This window comes from Amycolatopsis sp. NPDC049252 (genome assembly GCF_043197175.1).
GTDB lineage: Bacteria > Actinomycetota > Actinomycetes > Mycobacteriales > Pseudonocardiaceae > Amycolatopsis.
The window spans coordinates 131391-148566 of sequence record NZ_JBICSQ010000006.1; the positions used below are offsets into that span (position 1 = coordinate 131391).

The window sequence follows — 17176 nt, forward strand, 5'->3', positions numbered from 1 at the left end:
GGATGATCACCGGATCGGTGGTCATCGGGAAAACCGATTTCCGTCGCTTTCGTCCCAGGAAAACCGAATGCGCAGAAGCTTCGCCCGCCAATGGCGGTGGGCACTTCCGTTACTCGCTTCCGCCGTTCTGTGCGCCGGCTGCCAGTCGTCGTCCACGTCGGTGCACTACCCCGACCCCGTCGACGCCTGCAAGCTGCCCGGCCCGAACGCCCCCGCCCAGCTCGCGCCCGGAACCGTCGAGATCCCGGCGAACTCGATCAAGACCGCCGACGCGAAGGTCGTGCCCGAAGACCGCTCCGAGGTCGACAACGAGCTGACCAGCTGCAAGCGGCTCTTCGCCCGCGACCTCGGCGGCGGCAAGCCCAACCTGCAGGACTACCGGATCGTGACGATCGCCGTCGTGCGGTTCACCGGCTCGGACGACGCCGAGGCCGCCGCCAAGGCCACCCAGCTGATGACCGACGCGCTCGGCGACCACTCGGGCGTCCGCCTCGCCACCGGCGTCGGCGACGAGGCCGGGTTCTCCGAGCAGTGGGCGGCCGTGCGCACCGGCAACGTCGTGCTCGGCGTGAGCATCGCCGACGGCGGCACCGAAGCGGCGCTGATCCCGGCGGCCACGCTCGACAACGTCCAGGCCATGGTCACCGACATGGTGGGCACGCTGCGGCGCGAATATCAGGGCTGAGGCTCGAGCCGCACCACGATCGCCTTCGACACCGGCGTGTTCGACTTCGCCGCCACCGAGCCGAGTGGCACCAGCGCGTTCGCCTCGGGGAAGTAGGCCGCCGCGCAGCCGCGCGCCGTCGGGTAGGACACCACGCGGAACGCCGGGGCCCGGCGGTCGCCGTCGCGCCACTCCGACACGAGGTCGACCATCGTGCCGTCGGCCAGGCCCAGCGCGACCAGGTCGTCCGGGTTGACCAGCACCACGCGGCGGGCGTTCTCGATCCCGCGGTAGCGGTCGGACAGGCCGTAGATCGTGGTGTTGTACTGGTCGTGGCTGCGCATCGTCTGCAGCAGCAGCCGGCCCTCGGGCACCTTCGGGTACTCCAGTTCGGACACCGTGAAGTTGCCCTTGCCGTTGGCCGTGCCGCTGAACTCGCGGGAGTCGCGCGGCGCGTGCGGCAGCACGAACCCGTCCGGCTCGCGGACGCGGCGGTTGTAGTCGTCGCAGCCGGTGACGACCCGCGCGATCCGGTCGCGGATCAGGTCGTAGTCACCCTCGAACGTCCGCCACGGCACCGCGTGGCCGGCGCCGAAGAGCTTCTCCGCCAGCCGGCAGACGATCGCGACCTCGGACAGCAGGTGCTCGCTCGCCGGCTTCAGGCGGCCGTGCGAGGCGTGCACCTGCGACATCGAGTCCTCGACCGTGACGAACTGCTCGCCCGAGGCCTGGACGTCGCGCTCGGTGCGGCCGAGCGTCGGCAGGACCAGCGCCGTGCGGCCGTGCACGACGTGGGAGCGGTTCAGCTTCGTCGAGACGTGCACCGTCAGCGAACACGACCGGAGCGCCTTCTCGGTCGCCTCCGTGTCCGGCGTCGCCGAGGCGAAGTTGCCGCCGACGGCAAAGAACACCTTGCCGCGGCCGTCGCGCATCGCGCGGATCGAGTCGACGGTGTCGAGGCCGTGCTCGCGCGGGACGTCGATGCCGAACTCGCCGGCCAGTGCGTCCATGAAGGACTGCGGCATCTTCTCCCAGATGCCCATCGTCCGGTCGCCCTGGACGTTCGAGTGCCCGCGCACCGGGCACAGGCCCGCGCCCGGCTTGCCGATCATCCCGCGCATCAGCGCCAGGTTCGCGATCTCCGAGATCGTCGGGACGGCGTGCTTGTGCTGCGTCAGGCCCATCGCCCAGCAGTAGATCGTCCGCTCCGACGACGCGATCATCCGCGCGACGCGCTCGATCTGCTCCCGCGGCAGGCCGGTCGCCCGCTCGACCTCGGGCCAGTCGATCTCGTGCAGGTGCTTGGCGTAGTCGTCGAAGTACTCGGTCGAACGCCGGACGAACTCCCGGTCGACGATCGAGCCCGGCGCCTGCTCGTCCCAGGTCAGCAGCAGGTGCCCGACGGCCTGGAACAGCGCCAGGTCGCCACCGAGGCGGATCTGGGCGAACTCGTCGGCCAGCGGCGTGCCCTTGCCGACGACACCGCGGACGTTCTGCGGGTTCTTGAACCGCATCAGGCCGGCCTCGGGCAGCGGGTTGACCGCGATGATCCGCGCGCCGTTGCCCTTGGCCTCCTCCAGCGCCGAGAGCATCCGCGGGTGGTTGGTGCCCGGGTTCTGCCCGACGACGACGATCAGGTCGGCCTTGTGGATGTCGGCCAGGCTCACCGAGCCCTTGCCGATGCCGGTGGTCGCCTGCAACGCCGCGCCCGAGGACTCGTGGCACATGTTCGAGCAGTCCGGCAGGTTGTTGGTGCCGTAGGAACGCACCATCAGCTGGTAGAGGAACGCGGCTTCGTTGCTGGTCCGGCCCGAGGTGTAGAAGAACGCCTCGTTCGGGTCGGTCAGGGCCTTCAGCTCGCCCGCGACCAGCTCGAAGGCGTCGTCCCAGGAGATCGGCTCGTAGTGCGACGCGCCTTCGCGCAGCACGAACGGCTCGGTGATCCGGCCCTGCTGGCCCAGCCAGTAGTCGGTCTTCCCGCGCAGCTCGGCGATCGGGTGCGCGGCGAAGAACTCCCGGCCCACGCGTCGTTTCGTGGCCTCCTCGGCGACCGCCTTCGCGCCGTTCTCACAGAACTCGGCGAGCTTGCGGTGTTCGCCGTCGACCTCACGGGGTTCCGGCCACGCGCAGCCGGGGCAGTCGAAGCCCTGGCGCTGGTTCAGCAGCCGCAGCGCCTTGACGGTCCGTCCGGTGCCCATCTGCTCGACGCTGCGCAGCAGCGAAACGGCCACCCCGGGTATCCCGGCCGCCCAGCCCTTCGGCTTGCCCACTTCGAGCTGGGCCTCGTCCACGTCCTGCGCCGGCGCTTCACGGGTCATGTGTTCATGGTGCGCCCCGCTGGCCGTTCCCGCGCGCAGGGGGTCCGTCACACCCGCGACACGGCGCGCAGTCCCCGGTCGGCGACCGTGACCACGAGCAGCACGGCACTGATGGCGATCAGCGCGATCGCCAGCCGGTGCAGGCCCGCCGAGTCCGCGTGCGGGCCGTAACAGAGCGCGATGAGCGTCGACGCCACGATGGCGCCGAGGTACTGGGCGGTCCGGAACAGCCCGCTCGCGGTGCCCATCTGCTCGGCGGGCGCCTCGCGGTAGAGCGTCGTCTGGTTCGCGACGCTGGTCAGGCCCTGTGCGAGGCCGAACAGCGCGGTCAGCGCCAGCAGCGCGCCGATCCACGTGCCGTCGTGCACGAACAGCAGCAGCACCGAGCCGCCGACGAGGGCGACGGCGACCGTCACCAGCCGGGCCTTGATGCCGGTGCCGCGGCCGGAGAAGGCGGCGGCGCACACCGCGGTGCCGGACATCGGGAGCAGCATCAGCCCGGCGGCCTCCTCGCTCAGCTGCCGCGCGGTCTCGAGCCACTGGACGTAGCCGAACATGATCGCGTAGATGGCCATGAAGCTCAGCGCCTGCCGCAGGTAGGTGTGCAGGATCGCGCGGTTGGCCGCGAGCATCCGCAGGTCGAGGAACGGGTTGCCGCGGCGCAGTTCGACGAGCGTGAACGCGGTCCCGAGCGCGGCGACGACGGCGAGCAGCCACAGGTCGGCGCCGGGGTTCATCAGGAAGAACAGCAACGCCAGCAGGGTCGCGGAGAACAGGGCGATGCCCAGGACGTCGATCGGCTGCGCGGTGCGTTCGCCGCGGTCGTCCTTCGGCACCCACAGCAACGCCAGTACCAGCGACAGCCCGGCGAGCGGGATGTTCACCGCGAAGATCGCGGGCCAGCCGAACAGGCCGATGAGCACCCCGCCCAGCGTCGGGCCGATGACCATCACCGTCTGCGCGGACATCGACAGCAGCGACAGCACCCGCGCGGGCACACCCTGGCCGCTCGCCTCGGCGTGGTGGCGCAGCACGGCCATCGCGGCCGGGAACCCGGCGCAGGTGCCCAGGCCCAGGACCACCCGCACGCCGGTCAGCCAGCCGATGGAAACCGGGATCAGGCCCGCGATCCCGGCCACGATCACCAGCGTCGCCCCGCCGAGCAGGACGCGGCGGGCGCCGTAGCGGTCCACCAGCAGCCCGACCACCGGCTGCCCGACCGCGGTGGCCAGGTAGAGCGCCGAGATCAGCCAGGCCGTCTGGCCCGGCCCGGCACCGAAGCTCTGCCCGATCGGCACGAGCGCGACGGCGATGAGCGTCGAGTTGATCGGGTTGAGCACCGCGCCGGCCACCAGCGGGGTGACCAGGCGGGCGCCGAACTTCGCGGGAGCGGTGACGGTGGTCGTGAGAACTCCTTCGGTTCAGTGCTGGGCGACGCGCTGCAGCAGCGGCAGGGCGCGGGTGACGGCCTCGAGCTCGGCGGGGGACAGCTCGTCCGCCAGCGCCTGGGCGAGCCACTCGTCGCGGTGCTGGAAGACGCCGCGCACGGTCGACATGCCGGCCTCGGACAGGCTGATCACGACGCGGCGCCGGTCGGCCGGGTCGGGGGTGCGGGCGAGGTAACCCAGCTCGTCGAGGACGCCGAGGGTGGCGGCCATCGACTGCTGCCGCACGTGCTCGGCGGCGGCCAGCTCGCCCTGCGTGGCGGGGCCTTCGCGGTGGAGCCGGTTGAGCACGGCGGACTGCGACGGCGTCAGGATGCCGGCGTTGTCCACCTGGCGCAGCCGCCGGTGCAGCTGCCCGACGACCCCGCGGATCCAGCCGGCGCTCTCGGCCACGTGTGCAGGTACTTCGCCCATGCACACAGTTTAACTGTTCAGTCCAGACTGTGCATCTGGCTGTGATGAACGCCGTGTCGTCCCGCCGACCCGCGTGGCCGCCGGAACCTGGCGAATGCCGTGAGGGGCACCTTCAAGGACAACACGTCCTTGAAGGTGCCCCTCACGGCATTCGGGTCAGGCGGGGCAGCCGTCCAGGGTCGGCACCGGGTACTTCGGGTCGTAGTAGCCGGGTGCGTCCTGGTCGCCGCCCGTCCCCAGCCCGGTCGGCGGGTTCGCGTAGCCGGGGGCCAGGTAGCCCTCCCGGGCGGCGGCGCAGCCGACCGCCGAATACGCGCTCTGGCCGCCGTCGATCCAGAGGCCGTGGCTGGTGTCGGCGACCGTCGGGCCGGTGGCGACGACGAAGGTCTGGTCGGCGCGCAGGAAGCTGACGATCTCGTTCGGGCTGGTCAGCGACTCGGGGTGGACGTTGTCGAAGGCGTAGGCGATGACGTACTTCGCGTCCACGGCCAGCTCGCCGGGTTTGTCGCCGGCCCGCGCGGTGAGCGTGCCGAACGTGCGGGGGCCGGCGTCGAGCAGGTGGTAGCCGTCGGCGATCTCGGTCAGGTACGAGGAGAAGCCGCCGTCGTCCTTCGACGGCTTCCGGGCCAGCCGCGGTGCCAGCTGTTCGCGCTGGTCCGGGGCGAACAGCGCGAGGAAGGCCTTCGGGTCGTGCGCGAAGAGCACCGCGGGGTCGAGCCCGGAGGCGGTGATGGCCTGCCGGGTCTTGGCGTAGGCGTCCGCGACCGCTTCGGCCTTGAACGACCCGATGGCGGCCGGGGCGGGCGAGGTGATGCCGTCGATCCCCTTCGGCCACGTGTCGGCCGGTGTGTTGGCGTACGGCCGGGCCAGGTCGACGTGCGCGTACTGCGACACCCGCGTCGGGTTCGGTGTCGGGGGCGCGGCGCCATCGACCGGCGACCGGTGGCCGACCAGCACGATCGCCCCGGTGGTCACGGCGAGGATCGCCACGAACGCGGCGAACACCCACCACCGGCGGCCGGGCCGGCGCGGGCGGGTGCGCCGCCGCTGCCTGCGGAGCGCCTTGCGGTCCTGTTTCGCGCCCAGCCAGGCGTCGGTCTTGGCGTGCTTGCGCCACTCCGGGTCCATCAGGTCCGGGTGCGTTTCGAGCAGATCGTCCTCGTCCACGTGCTTTCCCCCACTGTCGATGCCTGATCATCGACAGCCGGGGCGGTTCGTTACGCGGAAACGCCGAAGAACATGAACGGGTCTTCGTTGACGCCGACCCCCTGGACCTGGTTCACGACGACGGCGGCCACGACCAGCACGACGACGAGGAGCAGGGCGAGCAGCCCCGGCCACCGGCTGCTGCCGGGCCGCTGGGTGCCGCCGGTCCGGCGGTCGCGCTTGCGGCGCTTCCTCAGGTCCTTCTTGGCGCCCAGCCAGGCGTCCCGTTCGGCGTAGCGCTGCCAGTCGGGGTTCATCAGGTCCGGGTGCGTCTCGAGGCGCCGGTCGTCCGGATCCTGCGGTTGCTGAGGCTGTGCCATCCCGAGTGCCTTCCCCCTGGGTGACCCGCCGTGACGGGTTCGTAGACTTGTCCATTGTGACCGAGAACGCTCCGCAGCAGACCACCGACCTTCCGGGTGCCTGGGACCCGGCCGCCGAGGAAGCACCGATGTACGACCGCTGGGTAGCGGCCGGGTACTTCACGGCCGACGCCTCGTCGGGGAAGCCGCCGTTCTCGATCGTACTGCCGCCGCCGAACGTGACCGGTTCGCTGCACATGGGCCACGCGCTCAACCACACCCTGATGGACGCGATGAGCCGCCGCCGTCGCATGCAGGGCTACGAGGTGCTGTGGCTGCCGGGCATGGACCACGCCGGCATCGCGACGCAGAACGTCGTCGAGCGCCAGCTCGCCGGTGAGGGCCTCTCGCGCCACGACCTGGGCCGCGAGAAGTTCGTCGAGCGCGTCTGGGAGTGGAAGGCCGAGTACGGCGGCCGGATCCTCGGCCAGATGAAGCGCCTCGGCGACGGCGTCGACTGGTCGCGCGAGCGCTTCACCATGGACGAGAACCTGTCGAAGGCCGTCCAGACGGTGTTCAAGAACTTCTTCGACGAGGGCCTGATCTACCGCGCCGAGCGGATCATCAACTGGTGCCCGCGCTGCCAGACCGCGCTGTCGGACATCGAGGTCGACCACAACGACGACGACGGCGAGCTCGTGTCGATCCGCTACGGCGACGGTGACGACGCGATCGTGGTGGCCACCACCCGCGCCGAGACGATGCTGGGTGACACCGCGGTCGCCGTCCACCCGGACGACGAGCGGTACGCGCACCTGGTCGGCACCACCGTCGAGCTGCCGCTCACCGGCCGCCGCATCCCGATCGTGGCCGACAAGCACGTCGACCCGGAGTTCGGCACCGGCGCGGTCAAGGTGACCCCGGCGCACGACCCGAACGACTTCGAGATCGGCCGCCGCCACGACCTGCCGATGCTCACGGTGATGAACGAGCGCGCCGAGATCACGGTGAAGGGCCCGTTCGAGGGCCTGGACCGGTTCGAGGCGCGGCCCGCGGTGGTCGCGGCGCTGCGGGAGCTCGGCCGGATCGTCGCCGAGAAGCGGCCGTACGTGCACGCCGTCGGGCACTGCTCGCGGTGCGACACGGTCGTCGAGCCGCGGCTGTCGCTGCAGTGGTGGGTCAAGGTCGAGCAGCTGGCCAAGCTGGCCGGCGACGCAGTCCGCGACGGCCGCACCAAGATCCACCCGCCGGAGCTGGGCAAGCGGTACTTCGACTGGGTCGACAACATGCACGACTGGACGATTTCGCGCCAGCTGTGGTGGGGCCACCGCATCCCGGTCTTCTACGGCCCGGACGGCGAAGTCGTCTGCGTCGGCCCGGACGAGCAGCCGCCGACGGGCGAGGGCTGGACGCAGGACCCGGACGTCCTGGACACCTGGTTCTCCTCGGGCCTGTGGCCGATGTCGACGCTGGGCTGGCCCGCCGCCTCGGAGGATCTGGCCAAGTTCTATCCGACCAGCGTGCTGTCGACCGGTTACGACATCCTGTTCTTCTGGGTCGTCCGGATGATGATGTTCGGCGTGCACCAGATGGACGGCAAGCAGCCGTTCGACCACGTCTACCTGCACGGTCTCATCCGTGACGCGCAGGGCAAGAAGATGTCCAAGTCGCGCGGCAACGTGATCGACCCGCTGGAGTGGATGGACGCCTACGGCGCCGACGCCACCCGGTTCACCTTGGCCCGCGGCGCCAACCCGGGCGCGGACATGGCACTGGCCGACGAGTGGGCCGCGGGCTCCCGCAACTTCTGCACGAAGCTGTGGAACGCCACCAAGTTCGCGATGATGAACGGTGCTTCGGTCGCCGCGCCGCTGCCGCCCGCTGCCGATCTGACGGAGTCGGATCGCTGGATCCTCGGCCGCCTCGGTGCCCTGGTGTCCGAAGTGGACGGCCTGTTCGAGGACTTCCAGTTCGCCAAGGTGGCGGGCGCGCTCTACCAGTTCACCTGGAACGAGCTGTGCGACTGGTACCTGGAGCTGGCGAAGGTCCAGCTGTACCAAGGGGATTCCTCCCGGGTCGAATCGACGCGGGCGGTGCTCGGCCACGTGCTGGACACGGTGCTGCGCTTGCTGCACCCGTTCATCCCGTTCATCACGGAGAAGCTGTGGACGGCCCTGACGGGCGGCGAGTCCCTGGTGGTCGCTTCGTGGCCGGTCGCCTTCGAGGGCTACGCGGACACGACGGCCGACGCCCGGATCGCCGACGTCCAGAAGCTGGTGACGGAGATCCGCCGCTTCCGCGCCGACCAGGGCCTCAAGCCGGGCCAGAAGGTCGCGGCCCGCCTGGCCGGTTACGCGGACGGTCACGAAGAGGCGATCCGCTCGCTGGTGCGCCTGACCGCGCCCGAGGAGTCCTTCGCGGCGAGCGCGTCCCTCGAGGTGGCCCTGGCGGGCGGCGTGGTCACGGTGGAGCTGGACCTCTCGGGCACGGTGGACGTCGAGGCCGAGCGCAAGCGTCTCCAGAAGGACCTGACGGCGGCCCAGAAGGAGCTGACCCAGACGGAGGCCAAGCTGGGCAACGAGGCCTTCATCGCGAAGGCCCCGGCCCCGGTGATCGACAAGATCAAGGTCCGCAAGGAAACGGCGGTCGCCGACATCGACCGCATCACCGCCCGCCTGGCGGCCCTCCCGAGCGCCTGACCACTGCCTCTGACCACTGCCGCTGATCACCTGAGAAGCCTCCAGGGTGCCCTTTGGCGGTGGCAGGGAATGCGCCCCAATGTGGCGTTGGGTGCGTTGGGATGCACCCAACGCCACATTGGGTGCATCGTGCATCGGCGCAGCAACCTCGGGTGCGCGACACCGGATGCCGTCGGAGCCCTGCGCTCCGGCCGAGACTGTCGTACCCCTTCGGTAGCGTGGAAAACGGGGGCTGCTCAGCGCGATTCGGTCTCCCGCGCGGCTTCGATGAGTGCCACCAGCTCCGGAGTCACCCGCCGGTCCGCCGGGGTCGCCAGGTACGTCGGCATCACCGGTGACGGATCCCGCAGTGGCCGGAACACCACCCCCGGCACCGGCAGCAGATTCGCGTGCGCCCGGTAGAAGACCGTCCAGTGTGGACGGCCGTAGCCGAGCGTGCCCAAGGTGTCCTGCGCGGTCGTGAAGTCCTTCCCCAGCACTGGTTCGAAGCCCGCCTCCCGGCAGCACGACACCACCAGGTCGTACAGCGGCTGATTTCGCGAAGGCGGGCTCAGGCGAGCCGGCAGCGAAGCCAGTGAAGCGAAAGAAACGACGTCACAAGCAGCCAGCGGATGAGACGCCGGCAGGGCGACCATCACCTCGTCCGTCCACAGGGGAGTGAAGTCGAGGCCCGCGCCCGGCCAGGAGCCGCGGACGATCGTGGCGTCCAGGGAGCCGTCGCGGACGCGCTGCAGTCGTTGGGTGGTCGGCGCGTGGACCAGCTCCAAAGCGGCCGAGGGCGCGAGACGGGCGAACGCGTTCAGCAAAAGATCGAGCCGGTCGCCGAGCCCCTCGCTCGTGCCCAGGCGGACCAGCGTGCCCGGGACGCGGAACTCCGCCACCGAGTCGGCGGCCCGGTCGGCCGCCGCGAGCACCGCCCGCGCGTGCGGCAGGAACCGTTGCCCGGCCTCGGTGAGCGTCACGCTCCGGGTGGTTCGGCTCAGCAAAGAGACCCCCAGCTCCCGCTCCAGCCGCCGCACCTGCTGGCTCACCGCGGGCTGGACGATGTGCAGCCGCTCCGCCGCCCGCCCGAAGTGCAGCTCCTCGGCGACCGCCAGGAAGTACCGCACCTGCCTTAGCTCCACCGCGGGCCCCATTCATCAGCGTTCGTGATCAGTGTAGGAGCGGAGTGCCCATCGGAAAAGCCGCGCCCGAGCGGTTGGCTGGAAGCCGGAAGAAAGGAACCGGACATGCCCTACCTGCACGTTCGCGGCACCCGCCTGCACTACGAAGACGCCGGCCACGGCCCCGCGCTGCTCCTCCTGCACGGCTGGGGGACCAGCGGACTCGTCTGGCAGTCGTGCCTGCCGGACCTGGTGCGCGACCACCGCGTCGTCACCCTCGACTGGCGCGGGTGCGGCCGGTCGGACCACCCGCTCGAGGGCAACACGATCGACGGCCTGACCGCCGACGTCGCCGCCGTGATCGAAGCGCTGGACCTCGAGAAGCCCGTGGTCGTCGGCTCGTCGTTCGGCGCGGTCTTCGCCACCGAACTCGCCCTGGCGCGCCCCGGGCTCGTCGGCGGGGTCGTCGCGGTGGACGGCCCGGCCTACTGGCCGGCGGCCGCGATGCTGGAGAAGGTCCTCGACCTGCGCGAGCGGATGCTCGACGACCGCATCGGGACCCTGGCCGAGTGGGTGCCGAACTGGTTCGCGCCGGGTGTCTCACCGGCGCTGGTCGACTGGACCGTCCGCCAGCTGGCGGACTCGAGCGTCTACAGCGACGACCTGTTCACCGAGGTGACGAAGTACGACCCGCGGCCGCGGCTCCCGGAGCTGACCGTCCCGATCACCTACCTGCACGGCGAGCTCGACACCGAGATCCCCCTGGAAGTCCCGCGCAGCTGCGCGGCCGCCACACCCGGCGCGCGCGTGCACGTCCTCGCCGGCTGCGGGCACATCCCGCACCAGGAGAACCCCCGCGCGTTCACCGCCGCGCTCCGGACCGTCCTCGCCTGAAGGAGAACCGCATGCCCACGGTCCCCGTGACCCTCGCCGGCGGGGATGCCGCCGTGCACTACGACGTCGACGGCAGCGGTCCCGCGCTGCTCCTGCTCCACGGCACCGCCGCGTCCCGCGAACAGTGGAGGCCGCTGACGGCGCTCGCCCGCGAGCGGTTCACCGTGCTCGCCCCGGACTTCTCCGGCTCCGGGCTGACCACCGACCACGGCGGGCCCGTCGACGTCGCCGACCTGGCCGCCGAAGCGCTGGCCGTGCTCGACCACGCCGGGGTCGCGGCCGCGCACGTCGCCGGGCACTCGCTCGGCGCCGTCGTCGCCGCGCACCTGGCCGGCACCCACCCGGACCGGGTGCGCTCCGCCGTGCTGCACGCGGCCTGGCCGGTCACCGACCTCCGCCAGGACGCCGAATTCCGCTACTGGCTGGAGCTGCTGGCCGACGGCCCGGCGACGTTCGCCCGGATGCTGCCGCTGATGGCGTTCGGCCCGCGCTACTGGGCCACGGCGACCGCGGCCGGCCACGAACAGCTCGTCACGGACCTGACCAAGCTGATCCAGCCGGGCACCGACCGGCAGACGGAAGCCGACCGCCACGTCGACCTGCGGCCGGTGCTGGGGGCGATCACCGCGCGGACGCTGGTGCTCGGCAGCGCGCACGACCGGATCGTCAGTGGTGAGCAGCAGCGCGAGCTGTTCGCGGCGATCCCCGGCGCCCGCGCCGCCACGATCGACGCCGGCCACGGCGCCCCGGCCGAGCTGCCGGACGAGTTCGCCCGGCTGGTCCTGGACTTCCTGTCCTGAAAAGCCGTGAGGGGCACCCTCATTGACTTCAGCGCCATGAGGGTGCCCCCTCCACGCGCGGTCAGCGCGCCTGCTTGAGCACCACCGCGGCCACGCCGGCCATGCCCGCCTTCAGCGGGTGGTAGGCCGCCGCGACGAAGACGTTCTGGTCCTGGCCGTTGATCCACGCCGCGCCGCCGCGCGCGCAGGCGTCGTGCCCGCGCGACGGGCCGAACGTGTCGACGTAGGCGGCCTTGCCGTCCGCGTCGACGGCGTTCTGGAGGGCCTGGTTCAGGTTCTGCTCCACCTCGTTTAGCCAGGCGTAGTCGCCGTCGGCGAACGGCAGGATGTCCGGGCAGTAGCCGCTCGCCGGGGCGATCCGCGGGTAGCCGACGACCAGCACCCGCGCGCCCGGCGAGCGCTGGTGGATGGTGGTCAGGACGGCCTCGACCCGCGGCTCGATGTTCCCGATGGCCGTCTTCACCGTGTCGACCCCGTTGGCCGTGAAGTGCTCCTGGCACGGGCTGCCCGTCGGGTCGTCCTTCCGCAGGCCCGGGCACGTCGAGATGATGCTGCCGAAGACGCCGAAGTCGTTGCCGCCGATGCCGAGGGTGACCAGGTCGGTGTCGATCCGCAGCGCGCCCAGCTGGGGCGGGTTGGTGCCGTTGAACGGCACGGACTGCGGCCGGGTCAGGTTCGTCGTGTCGGCCCCGGCGCAGCTGACGTCCTCGAAGTCGACGACGCCGAGCGTGTCCGCCAGCACCGACGGGTAGTTCGCGCTCGACCGCCCGCAGCCGAGCGGATCGGTCCGCTGGACCGGGATGAACGGCCCGGAGGTGTAGGAGTCGCCGAGCGCGACGTAGCGGCCGAAGCGTGGCGCTGCCGTCGCCGCGGTGGCGGACGTGGGAAGCAGGATGGCGGCCGAGACGACGGCGGCGACCAGCCGGGTGATGCGCATGTAGACCCCGTTCTGTTCTGCGAAAACTCCCTCCACATCTAGCGAGCACGGGGTGGTGCGGGGGCGGACTTCACCCGCCCGTGGTGTCACAACGGGTGATCGTCCTCTGGCTCACGGTAAGTGATCAGCGTGCGCCAGAACAGCAGCGGCCGGACGGTGCTCCCGGGCAGCAGGCGCGCGGCGTCCCGCCGGACTTCGCCGATCGTCGGGAACCGGGACAGCGTGGGCGCCTTCGGCCCGTCGTCCCCGCCGCCGTTGAGCCGCTCGCCCGCGTAGACGACCAGCCGGGCCAGCGCGTTGGCCGGCACGGCCGCCACCTCCCGCAGCCAGTCGCGCGGGCCGCTCGGCCGGGCCGGGGTCAGCACCACGAGCACCCCGCCGGGCACCAGGGCGCGGCGCAGCTTGGTGACCGTCGTGAACGGCACGTGGTGCAGCGACGCCAGGCACGAGACGAAGTCGTAGTGCTGCTCCGGCAGGTCGTCGGTGGTGACGTCCGCCTGCCGGTAGACGATCTTGCCCGGCCCCGGCGACCCGAGCCCCGACGCCGCCTCCACCATGGCCGCCGACACGTCGAGCGCCTCCACCGCCATCCCGGTCGCGGCCAGCCGCCGCGCGAACCGGCCCGTGCCGCAGCCGACGTCCAGCGCGATCCCCGGCCCCGGCGGCAGCTGGTCCAGCAGCAGCGGGTGGTAGTGGTCGTTGTGGTTGAACGGCATGCGTCGAGAGTGCCACCAATCACGCACGTAGACTCGGAAGGCAAGTGCGAAAACCCCAGGCCGGAGGAGATTCAGTGCCGCAGGATGAGACAGGTCGCAGGCCGGACCTGTCGGATCTGGACAGCTTCGCGGGCGTCGACGAACTGGGCGCCCAGGGGTACGAGGACGACGACGACACCGACCCGGAACTGGACGCGCGGGACACCGCGTTCGACGCGGGCGGCGGCTCGCGCGGCGGGATCGGCGGGATCGGCCAGCTGGGCGACAACCTCGCCACCGGCCCGGTGCCCGACATGATCACCGCCGAGGACGCCGAGCTGCACGAGCTCGACGACCAAGGCGCCCCCGAGGCGTACGGCCACCCGGACGGCCCGGAGGCCCGCCGCGACCTGATGGCCGTCGAGGCCGAGCTGAACCAGCGCTGGCCGGAGACGAAGATCGAGCCGTCGCTCACGCGCATCTCCGCGCTGGTGCAGCTGCTGGGCGAGCCGAACCGCGGCTACCCGGTGCTGCACGTGGCCGGCACCAACGGCAAGGGCTCCACGGCCCGGATGATCGACTCGCTGCTGACCCGGATGGGCCTGCGCGTCGGCCGCTACACGAGCCCGCACCTGCAGCTGGTCACCGAGCGGATCGCGCTGGACGGCCACCCGATCCCGGCCGCGCGCTACGCCGAGCTGTGGCACGACCTCGCGCCGTACGTGGCGATGGTGGACGGCGCCGCCGCCGACGGCGTGGCGATGAGCAAGTTCGAGATCCTCACCGGCATGGCGTTCGCCGCCTTCGCCGACGCGCCCGTCGAAGCCGCCGTCATCGAGGCCGGCCTGGGCGGGGCCTGGGACGCCACGAACGTCGCGGACGCCGAGGTCGCCGTCATCACGCCGATCGGCCTCGACCACGTCGAGTACCTCGGCCCCGACATCCTCGGCGCCGCGAAGGAGAAGGCCGGGATCATCAAGCCCGGTTCCGTCGCGGTGATCGCCGAGCAGGACCCCGAGGTCCTGAAGGTGCTGCTGGACCGCGCCGTCGAGGTCGACGCCGCGGTGGCCCGCGCGGGCAGCGAGTTCGGCGTGCTCGAGCGCGAGATCGCCGTCGGCGGGCAGATGCTGAAGCTGCAGGGCCTCGGCGGCGTCTACGACGAGGTCTTCCTGCCGCTGCACGGCGCGCACCAGGCCGCGAACGCCGCGCTCGCGCTGGCCGCCGTCGAGGCGTTCTTCGGGGCGGGCAAGGACAAGCAGCTGGTCGTCGAGGCCGTGCGCGAAGCGTTCGCGGAGGTCGAGAACCCCGGCCGGCTCGAGCGCGTCCGCGCGGCGCCGACGGTGCTGCTCGACGCCGCGCACAACCCGCACGGCGCCCGCGCGCTGGCCGCGACCGTGGCCGAGGAGTTCGCCTTCCGCCGCCTGGTCGGCGTCGTCGGCGTGATGGCCGAGAAGGACGCCCGCGGCATCCTCGACGCGCTCGAGCCGGTGCTGTCCGACGTCGTCGTCACCCGCAACTCGTCGCCGCGCTCGATGCCGCTGGAAGAGCTCAACGAGCTGGCGAACTCGATCTTCGGCGAAGACCGCGTCGTCGCCGAAACCGACCTGGAGACCGCGGTCGAGACGGCGATCGCGCTGGTGGAGACCAGTGACGACCCCGAAGAGCCCCTCGCGGGCGGCGGTGTGCTGGTCACCGGCTCGGTCGTCACCGCGGGCGAGGCGCGCACGCTGTTCGGGAAGGAGCCGTCGTGAGCGAGGAAACCCCGGCCCCGAAGCCGAAGGACCCGATGAAGGGGTTCCGCGGCGTGATGTCGGGGATGCTGATCCTGGAGGGCATCACGGTGGCGCTGGCGCTGCCGGTGGTGAACAAGCTGGGCGGCGGCATCGGCACGGCGACCGGCTGGACGGTGCTGGCCGTCGCGCTCCTGCACGTCGTTCTGTGCGGGTTCGTCAAGCGCCCGTGGACCGTCCCGGTGCTGCTCGCCCTGCAGGTGGTGCTGATCGCGCTGGTGTTCTGGCTGCCCGCGATCGCCGTGCTGGGTGTGATCTTCCTGGCGGTCTGGCTGTGGCTGCTGTGGCTGCGCAAGGACGTCGCCCGCCGGATGGCGGCCGGCACCCTGGCGAGCCAGCAGCAACCCCAGGCCTAGAGGTAGTCGCCCTGCTCGAGGTCGTCGAGCAGGGCGGGGTGGCTCGGTGACCAGCCGAGCAGCTCCCGGGTGAGCGCGCTGGAGACAGGCGCGTCGAACGCGTATGCCGCGCCCAGGAACGGGCTCGCGAAGTGCGTCGAGGCTTCCTCCGGGGTCAGCGCGGCCGTGGGCAGGCCGAGACCGCGAGCGATCGTCTCGGCGATGTCCTTGAAGACGACGTTCTCGGCCGCACCGTGCAGGACGCTGCCGGCGGGAGCCTGCTCCAGAGCCAGGCGGAACAGCACCGCCGCGTCGAGGCGGTGGACCGCGGGCCACCGGTTGCCGCCGTCGCCGACGTAGGCCGAGACGCCGGTCTTGCGCGCGGTGTCGACGAGCTTGCCGATGAAGCCGTAGTCGCCGGGGCCGTGCACGGTCGGGGCCAGCCGGACGACGCTCGACCGCACGCCACGCCCGGCGAAGGCCAGGCAGGCCCGCTCGCCGGGGATCCGGAACGCGGCGCGCCCGGTCGTGTCGGGCTCGTCCCGCTCGGTGCTCTCCCGGCCGGCGGGCATGACCAGCGTGCCCGACGTGCTGACGAACGGCTTCCCGGAACCCGCCAGCGCTTGGCCGAGCGTTTCGATCGCCGTCCGGTCGCGCCGCATCATGTCGTCGGGGTCGGCGAAGTCGCCGCCGAAGGCCATGTGCAGGACACCGTCGGCGGCCTCGGCGCCGGCGCGCAGGCTGTCGAGGTCGTCCAGCGAGCCGCGGTGCGGGGTGGCGCCCAGCGCCTCGAGCCGGGCGGCCGAGGCGTCCGAACGGGCCAGGCCGGTGACGCTGTGACCAGCGGAAACAAGCTCGGTGACGATGGCGGGGCCGGTCAGGCCGGAACCGCCGGTGACGAAGACGTGCATGGGACTCTCCCGCGTAGTGCCAGTGACTGACACTACGAACCGTACCGCGTAGCGTCAGTCACTGGCGCTACCGGGTGGGCTCACGGGGTGCCCCGAAGCGGAGAAGAAGCGCGCCGCCGTCTGCAGCAGGCGGCCCTGGAGCTGTACGGCGAACGCGGGTTCGACCAGACGACGACGGCCGAAATCGCGGCCCGCGCGGGCGTCAACGAGCGCACGTTCTTCCGGCACTTCCCGGACAAGCGCGAAGTGCTGTTCGGTGGTGAAGCCGCGCTGCGGGACACGATGGTGCGGGAGGTGGCCGAGGCACCGGACGGCCTGGAGCCGTTCGAAGTCCTGCTCCGCGCGTTCCGGAAGGCCGGAGAGATCCTCGAGGGGAACCGCCCGTTCTCCGAACCGCGCATGGCCGTCATCGCCGCGACGCCGGCCCTGCGCGAGCGCGAACTGGCCAAGCACGCTTACCTCAGCGAAGCGCTGACGGAAGCGCTGCGGCAGCGCGGAGTCGGCGACCGGCTGGCCGGGCTGGCCGCCCAGACCGGCTGGGCCACGTGCCACCACGCCATCCAGGCCTGGCTCGACGACTCGTCGCGAGACCTGGACGAGCACCTGGACGAAGCCTTCGCCGATCTCCGCGGCCTCACGGCGAAGACGGGCGCCTGAGCGCCCGCC

General features: G+C 71.7%; 16 protein-coding genes. 7 read left to right on the top strand and 9 right to left on the bottom strand.

Annotated elements, in window-relative coordinates:
• The first annotated feature begins 67 nt into the window (after positions 1-67).
• Positions 68-685: a hypothetical protein gene (locus tag ACGFMK_RS11680; protein ID WP_392760842.1), complete on the top strand. Its 618-nt coding sequence runs from the start codon at positions 68-70 to the stop codon at positions 683-685.
• Here the strand turns inward: ACGFMK_RS11680 and ACGFMK_RS11685 are convergent.
• The 5 genes from ACGFMK_RS11685 to ACGFMK_RS11705 all read right to left on the bottom strand — a co-directional run bounded on the left by ACGFMK_RS11685 (position 676) and on the right by ACGFMK_RS11705 (position 6367).
• A complete protein-coding gene (locus ACGFMK_RS11685; protein WP_392760845.1) occupies positions 676-2982 on the bottom strand; it encodes an FdhF/YdeP family oxidoreductase in 2307 nt (768 codons plus the stop codon). The genes ACGFMK_RS11680 and ACGFMK_RS11685 overlap by 10 nt on opposite strands.
• 47 nt (positions 2983-3029) lie before the next feature.
• Positions 3030-4334: an MFS transporter gene (locus ACGFMK_RS11690; protein WP_392760848.1), complete on the bottom strand. Its 1305-nt coding sequence runs from the start codon at positions 4332-4334 to the stop codon at positions 3030-3032.
• A 69-nt stretch (positions 4335-4403) separates the two neighbouring features.
• Positions 4404-4841 (bottom strand): MarR family winged helix-turn-helix transcriptional regulator, encoded by a 438-nt coding sequence (locus ACGFMK_RS11695; protein WP_392760851.1) that lies wholly within the window; start codon positions 4839-4841, stop codon positions 4404-4406.
• Between the two features lie 156 nt (positions 4842-4997).
• Positions 4998-6008, bottom strand: coding sequence for a hypothetical protein (locus ACGFMK_RS11700; protein ID WP_392760852.1), 1011 nt, complete (start codon positions 6006-6008; stop codon positions 4998-5000).
• 50 nt (positions 6009-6058) lie between these two features.
• The gene (locus ACGFMK_RS11705) at positions 6059-6367 is read right to left on the bottom strand and encodes a hypothetical protein (RefSeq protein ID WP_392760854.1); all 309 of its coding nucleotides are present in this window, start codon (positions 6365-6367) and stop codon (positions 6059-6061) included.
• A 56-nt stretch (positions 6368-6423) separates the two neighbouring features.
• Here ACGFMK_RS11705 and ACGFMK_RS11710 point away from each other — a divergent pair, with 56 nt between their 5' ends.
• On the top strand, positions 6424-9045 hold the full coding sequence (locus ACGFMK_RS11710; protein ID WP_392760857.1) for a valine--tRNA ligase: 2622 nt from the start codon (positions 6424-6426) through the stop codon (positions 9043-9045).
• 236 nt (positions 9046-9281) lie between these two features.
• On the opposite strand, the gene ACGFMK_RS11715 is transcribed toward ACGFMK_RS11710, so the two are convergent.
• Complete coding sequence (locus tag ACGFMK_RS11715; RefSeq protein ID WP_392760859.1) at positions 9282-10154, bottom strand: LysR family transcriptional regulator; 873 nt, start codon at positions 10152-10154, stop codon at positions 9282-9284.
• A gap of 120 nt (positions 10155-10274) precedes the next feature.
• Between ACGFMK_RS11715 and ACGFMK_RS11720 the strand changes: the two genes are divergently transcribed.
• Positions 10275-11042, top strand: a complete 768-nt coding sequence (locus ACGFMK_RS11720) for an alpha/beta fold hydrolase (RefSeq protein WP_392760861.1) — start codon at positions 10275-10277, stop codon at positions 11040-11042.
• 11 nt (positions 11043-11053) lie between these two features.
• Positions 11054-11842, top strand: coding sequence for an alpha/beta fold hydrolase (locus ACGFMK_RS11725; protein ID WP_392760863.1), 789 nt, complete (start codon positions 11054-11056; stop codon positions 11840-11842).
• A gap of 61 nt (positions 11843-11903) precedes the next feature.
• On the opposite strand, the gene ACGFMK_RS11730 is transcribed toward ACGFMK_RS11725, so the two are convergent.
• Both ACGFMK_RS11730 and ACGFMK_RS11735 read right to left on the bottom strand, forming a co-directional pair.
• Positions 11904-12779, bottom strand: a complete 876-nt coding sequence (locus ACGFMK_RS11730; protein WP_392760866.1) for an SGNH/GDSL hydrolase family protein — start codon at positions 12777-12779, stop codon at positions 11904-11906.
• Between the two features lie 86 nt (positions 12780-12865).
• Positions 12866-13495, bottom strand: a complete 630-nt coding sequence (locus ACGFMK_RS11735; protein ID WP_392760869.1) for a class I SAM-dependent methyltransferase — start codon at positions 13493-13495, stop codon at positions 12866-12868.
• A gap of 74 nt (positions 13496-13569) precedes the next feature.
• Here ACGFMK_RS11735 and ACGFMK_RS11740 point away from each other — a divergent pair, with 74 nt between their 5' ends.
• Together ACGFMK_RS11740 and ACGFMK_RS11745 are read left to right on the top strand one after the other, a co-directional pair.
• Complete coding sequence (locus ACGFMK_RS11740) at positions 13570-15225, top strand: bifunctional folylpolyglutamate synthase/dihydrofolate synthase (RefSeq protein WP_392760872.1); 1656 nt, start codon at positions 13570-13572, stop codon at positions 15223-15225.
• On the top strand, positions 15222-15620 hold the full coding sequence (locus ACGFMK_RS11745; RefSeq protein WP_392760875.1) for a DUF4233 domain-containing protein: 399 nt from the start codon (positions 15222-15224) through the stop codon (positions 15618-15620). Before ACGFMK_RS11740 ends, ACGFMK_RS11745 begins: the two co-directional genes overlap by 4 nt.
• Here the strand turns inward: ACGFMK_RS11745 and ACGFMK_RS11750 are convergent.
• A complete protein-coding gene (locus tag ACGFMK_RS11750) occupies positions 15617-16510 on the bottom strand; it encodes an SDR family oxidoreductase (protein WP_392760878.1) in 894 nt (297 codons plus the stop codon). The genes ACGFMK_RS11745 and ACGFMK_RS11750 overlap by 4 nt on opposite strands.
• 87 nt (positions 16511-16597) lie before the next feature.
• On the opposite strand from ACGFMK_RS11750, the gene ACGFMK_RS11755 reads away from it, so the two are divergent.
• Complete coding sequence (locus ACGFMK_RS11755) at positions 16598-17167, top strand: TetR family transcriptional regulator (protein ID WP_392760881.1); 570 nt, start codon at positions 16598-16600, stop codon at positions 17165-17167.
• The last annotated feature ends 9 nt before the right edge of the window (positions 17168-17176 follow it).

What these genes read in the sequence shown, in the direction of transcription:
- ACGFMK_RS11730 (WP_392760866.1), bottom strand. Translation starts at nt 12,779, where the DNA reads ATGCGCATCACCCGGCTGGTCGCCGCCGTCGTCTCGGCCGCCATCCTG.
- ACGFMK_RS11720 (WP_392760861.1), top strand. Translation starts at nt 10,275, where the DNA reads ATGCCCTACCTGCACGTTCGCGGCACCCGCCTGCACTACGAAGACGCC.
- ACGFMK_RS11685 (WP_392760845.1), bottom strand. Translation starts at nt 2,982, where the DNA reads ATGACCCGTGAAGCGCCGGCGCAGGACGTGGACGAGGCCCAGCTCGAA.
- ACGFMK_RS11735 (WP_392760869.1), bottom strand. Translation starts at nt 13,495, where the DNA reads ATGCCGTTCAACCACAACGACCACTACCACCCGCTGCTGCTGGACCAG.
- ACGFMK_RS11705 (WP_392760854.1), bottom strand. Translation starts at nt 6,367, where the DNA reads ATGGCACAGCCTCAGCAACCGCAGGATCCGGACGACCGGCGCCTCGAG.
- ACGFMK_RS11725 (WP_392760863.1), top strand. Translation starts at nt 11,054, where the DNA reads ATGCCCACGGTCCCCGTGACCCTCGCCGGCGGGGATGCCGCCGTGCAC.
- ACGFMK_RS11680 (WP_392760842.1), top strand. Translation starts at nt 68, where the DNA reads ATGCGCAGAAGCTTCGCCCGCCAATGGCGGTGGGCACTTCCGTTACTC.
- ACGFMK_RS11750 (WP_392760878.1), bottom strand. Translation starts at nt 16,510, where the DNA reads ATGCACGTCTTCGTCACCGGCGGTTCCGGCCTGACCGGCCCCGCCATC.
- ACGFMK_RS11695 (WP_392760851.1), bottom strand. Translation starts at nt 4,841, where the DNA reads ATGGGCGAAGTACCTGCACACGTGGCCGAGAGCGCCGGCTGGATCCGC.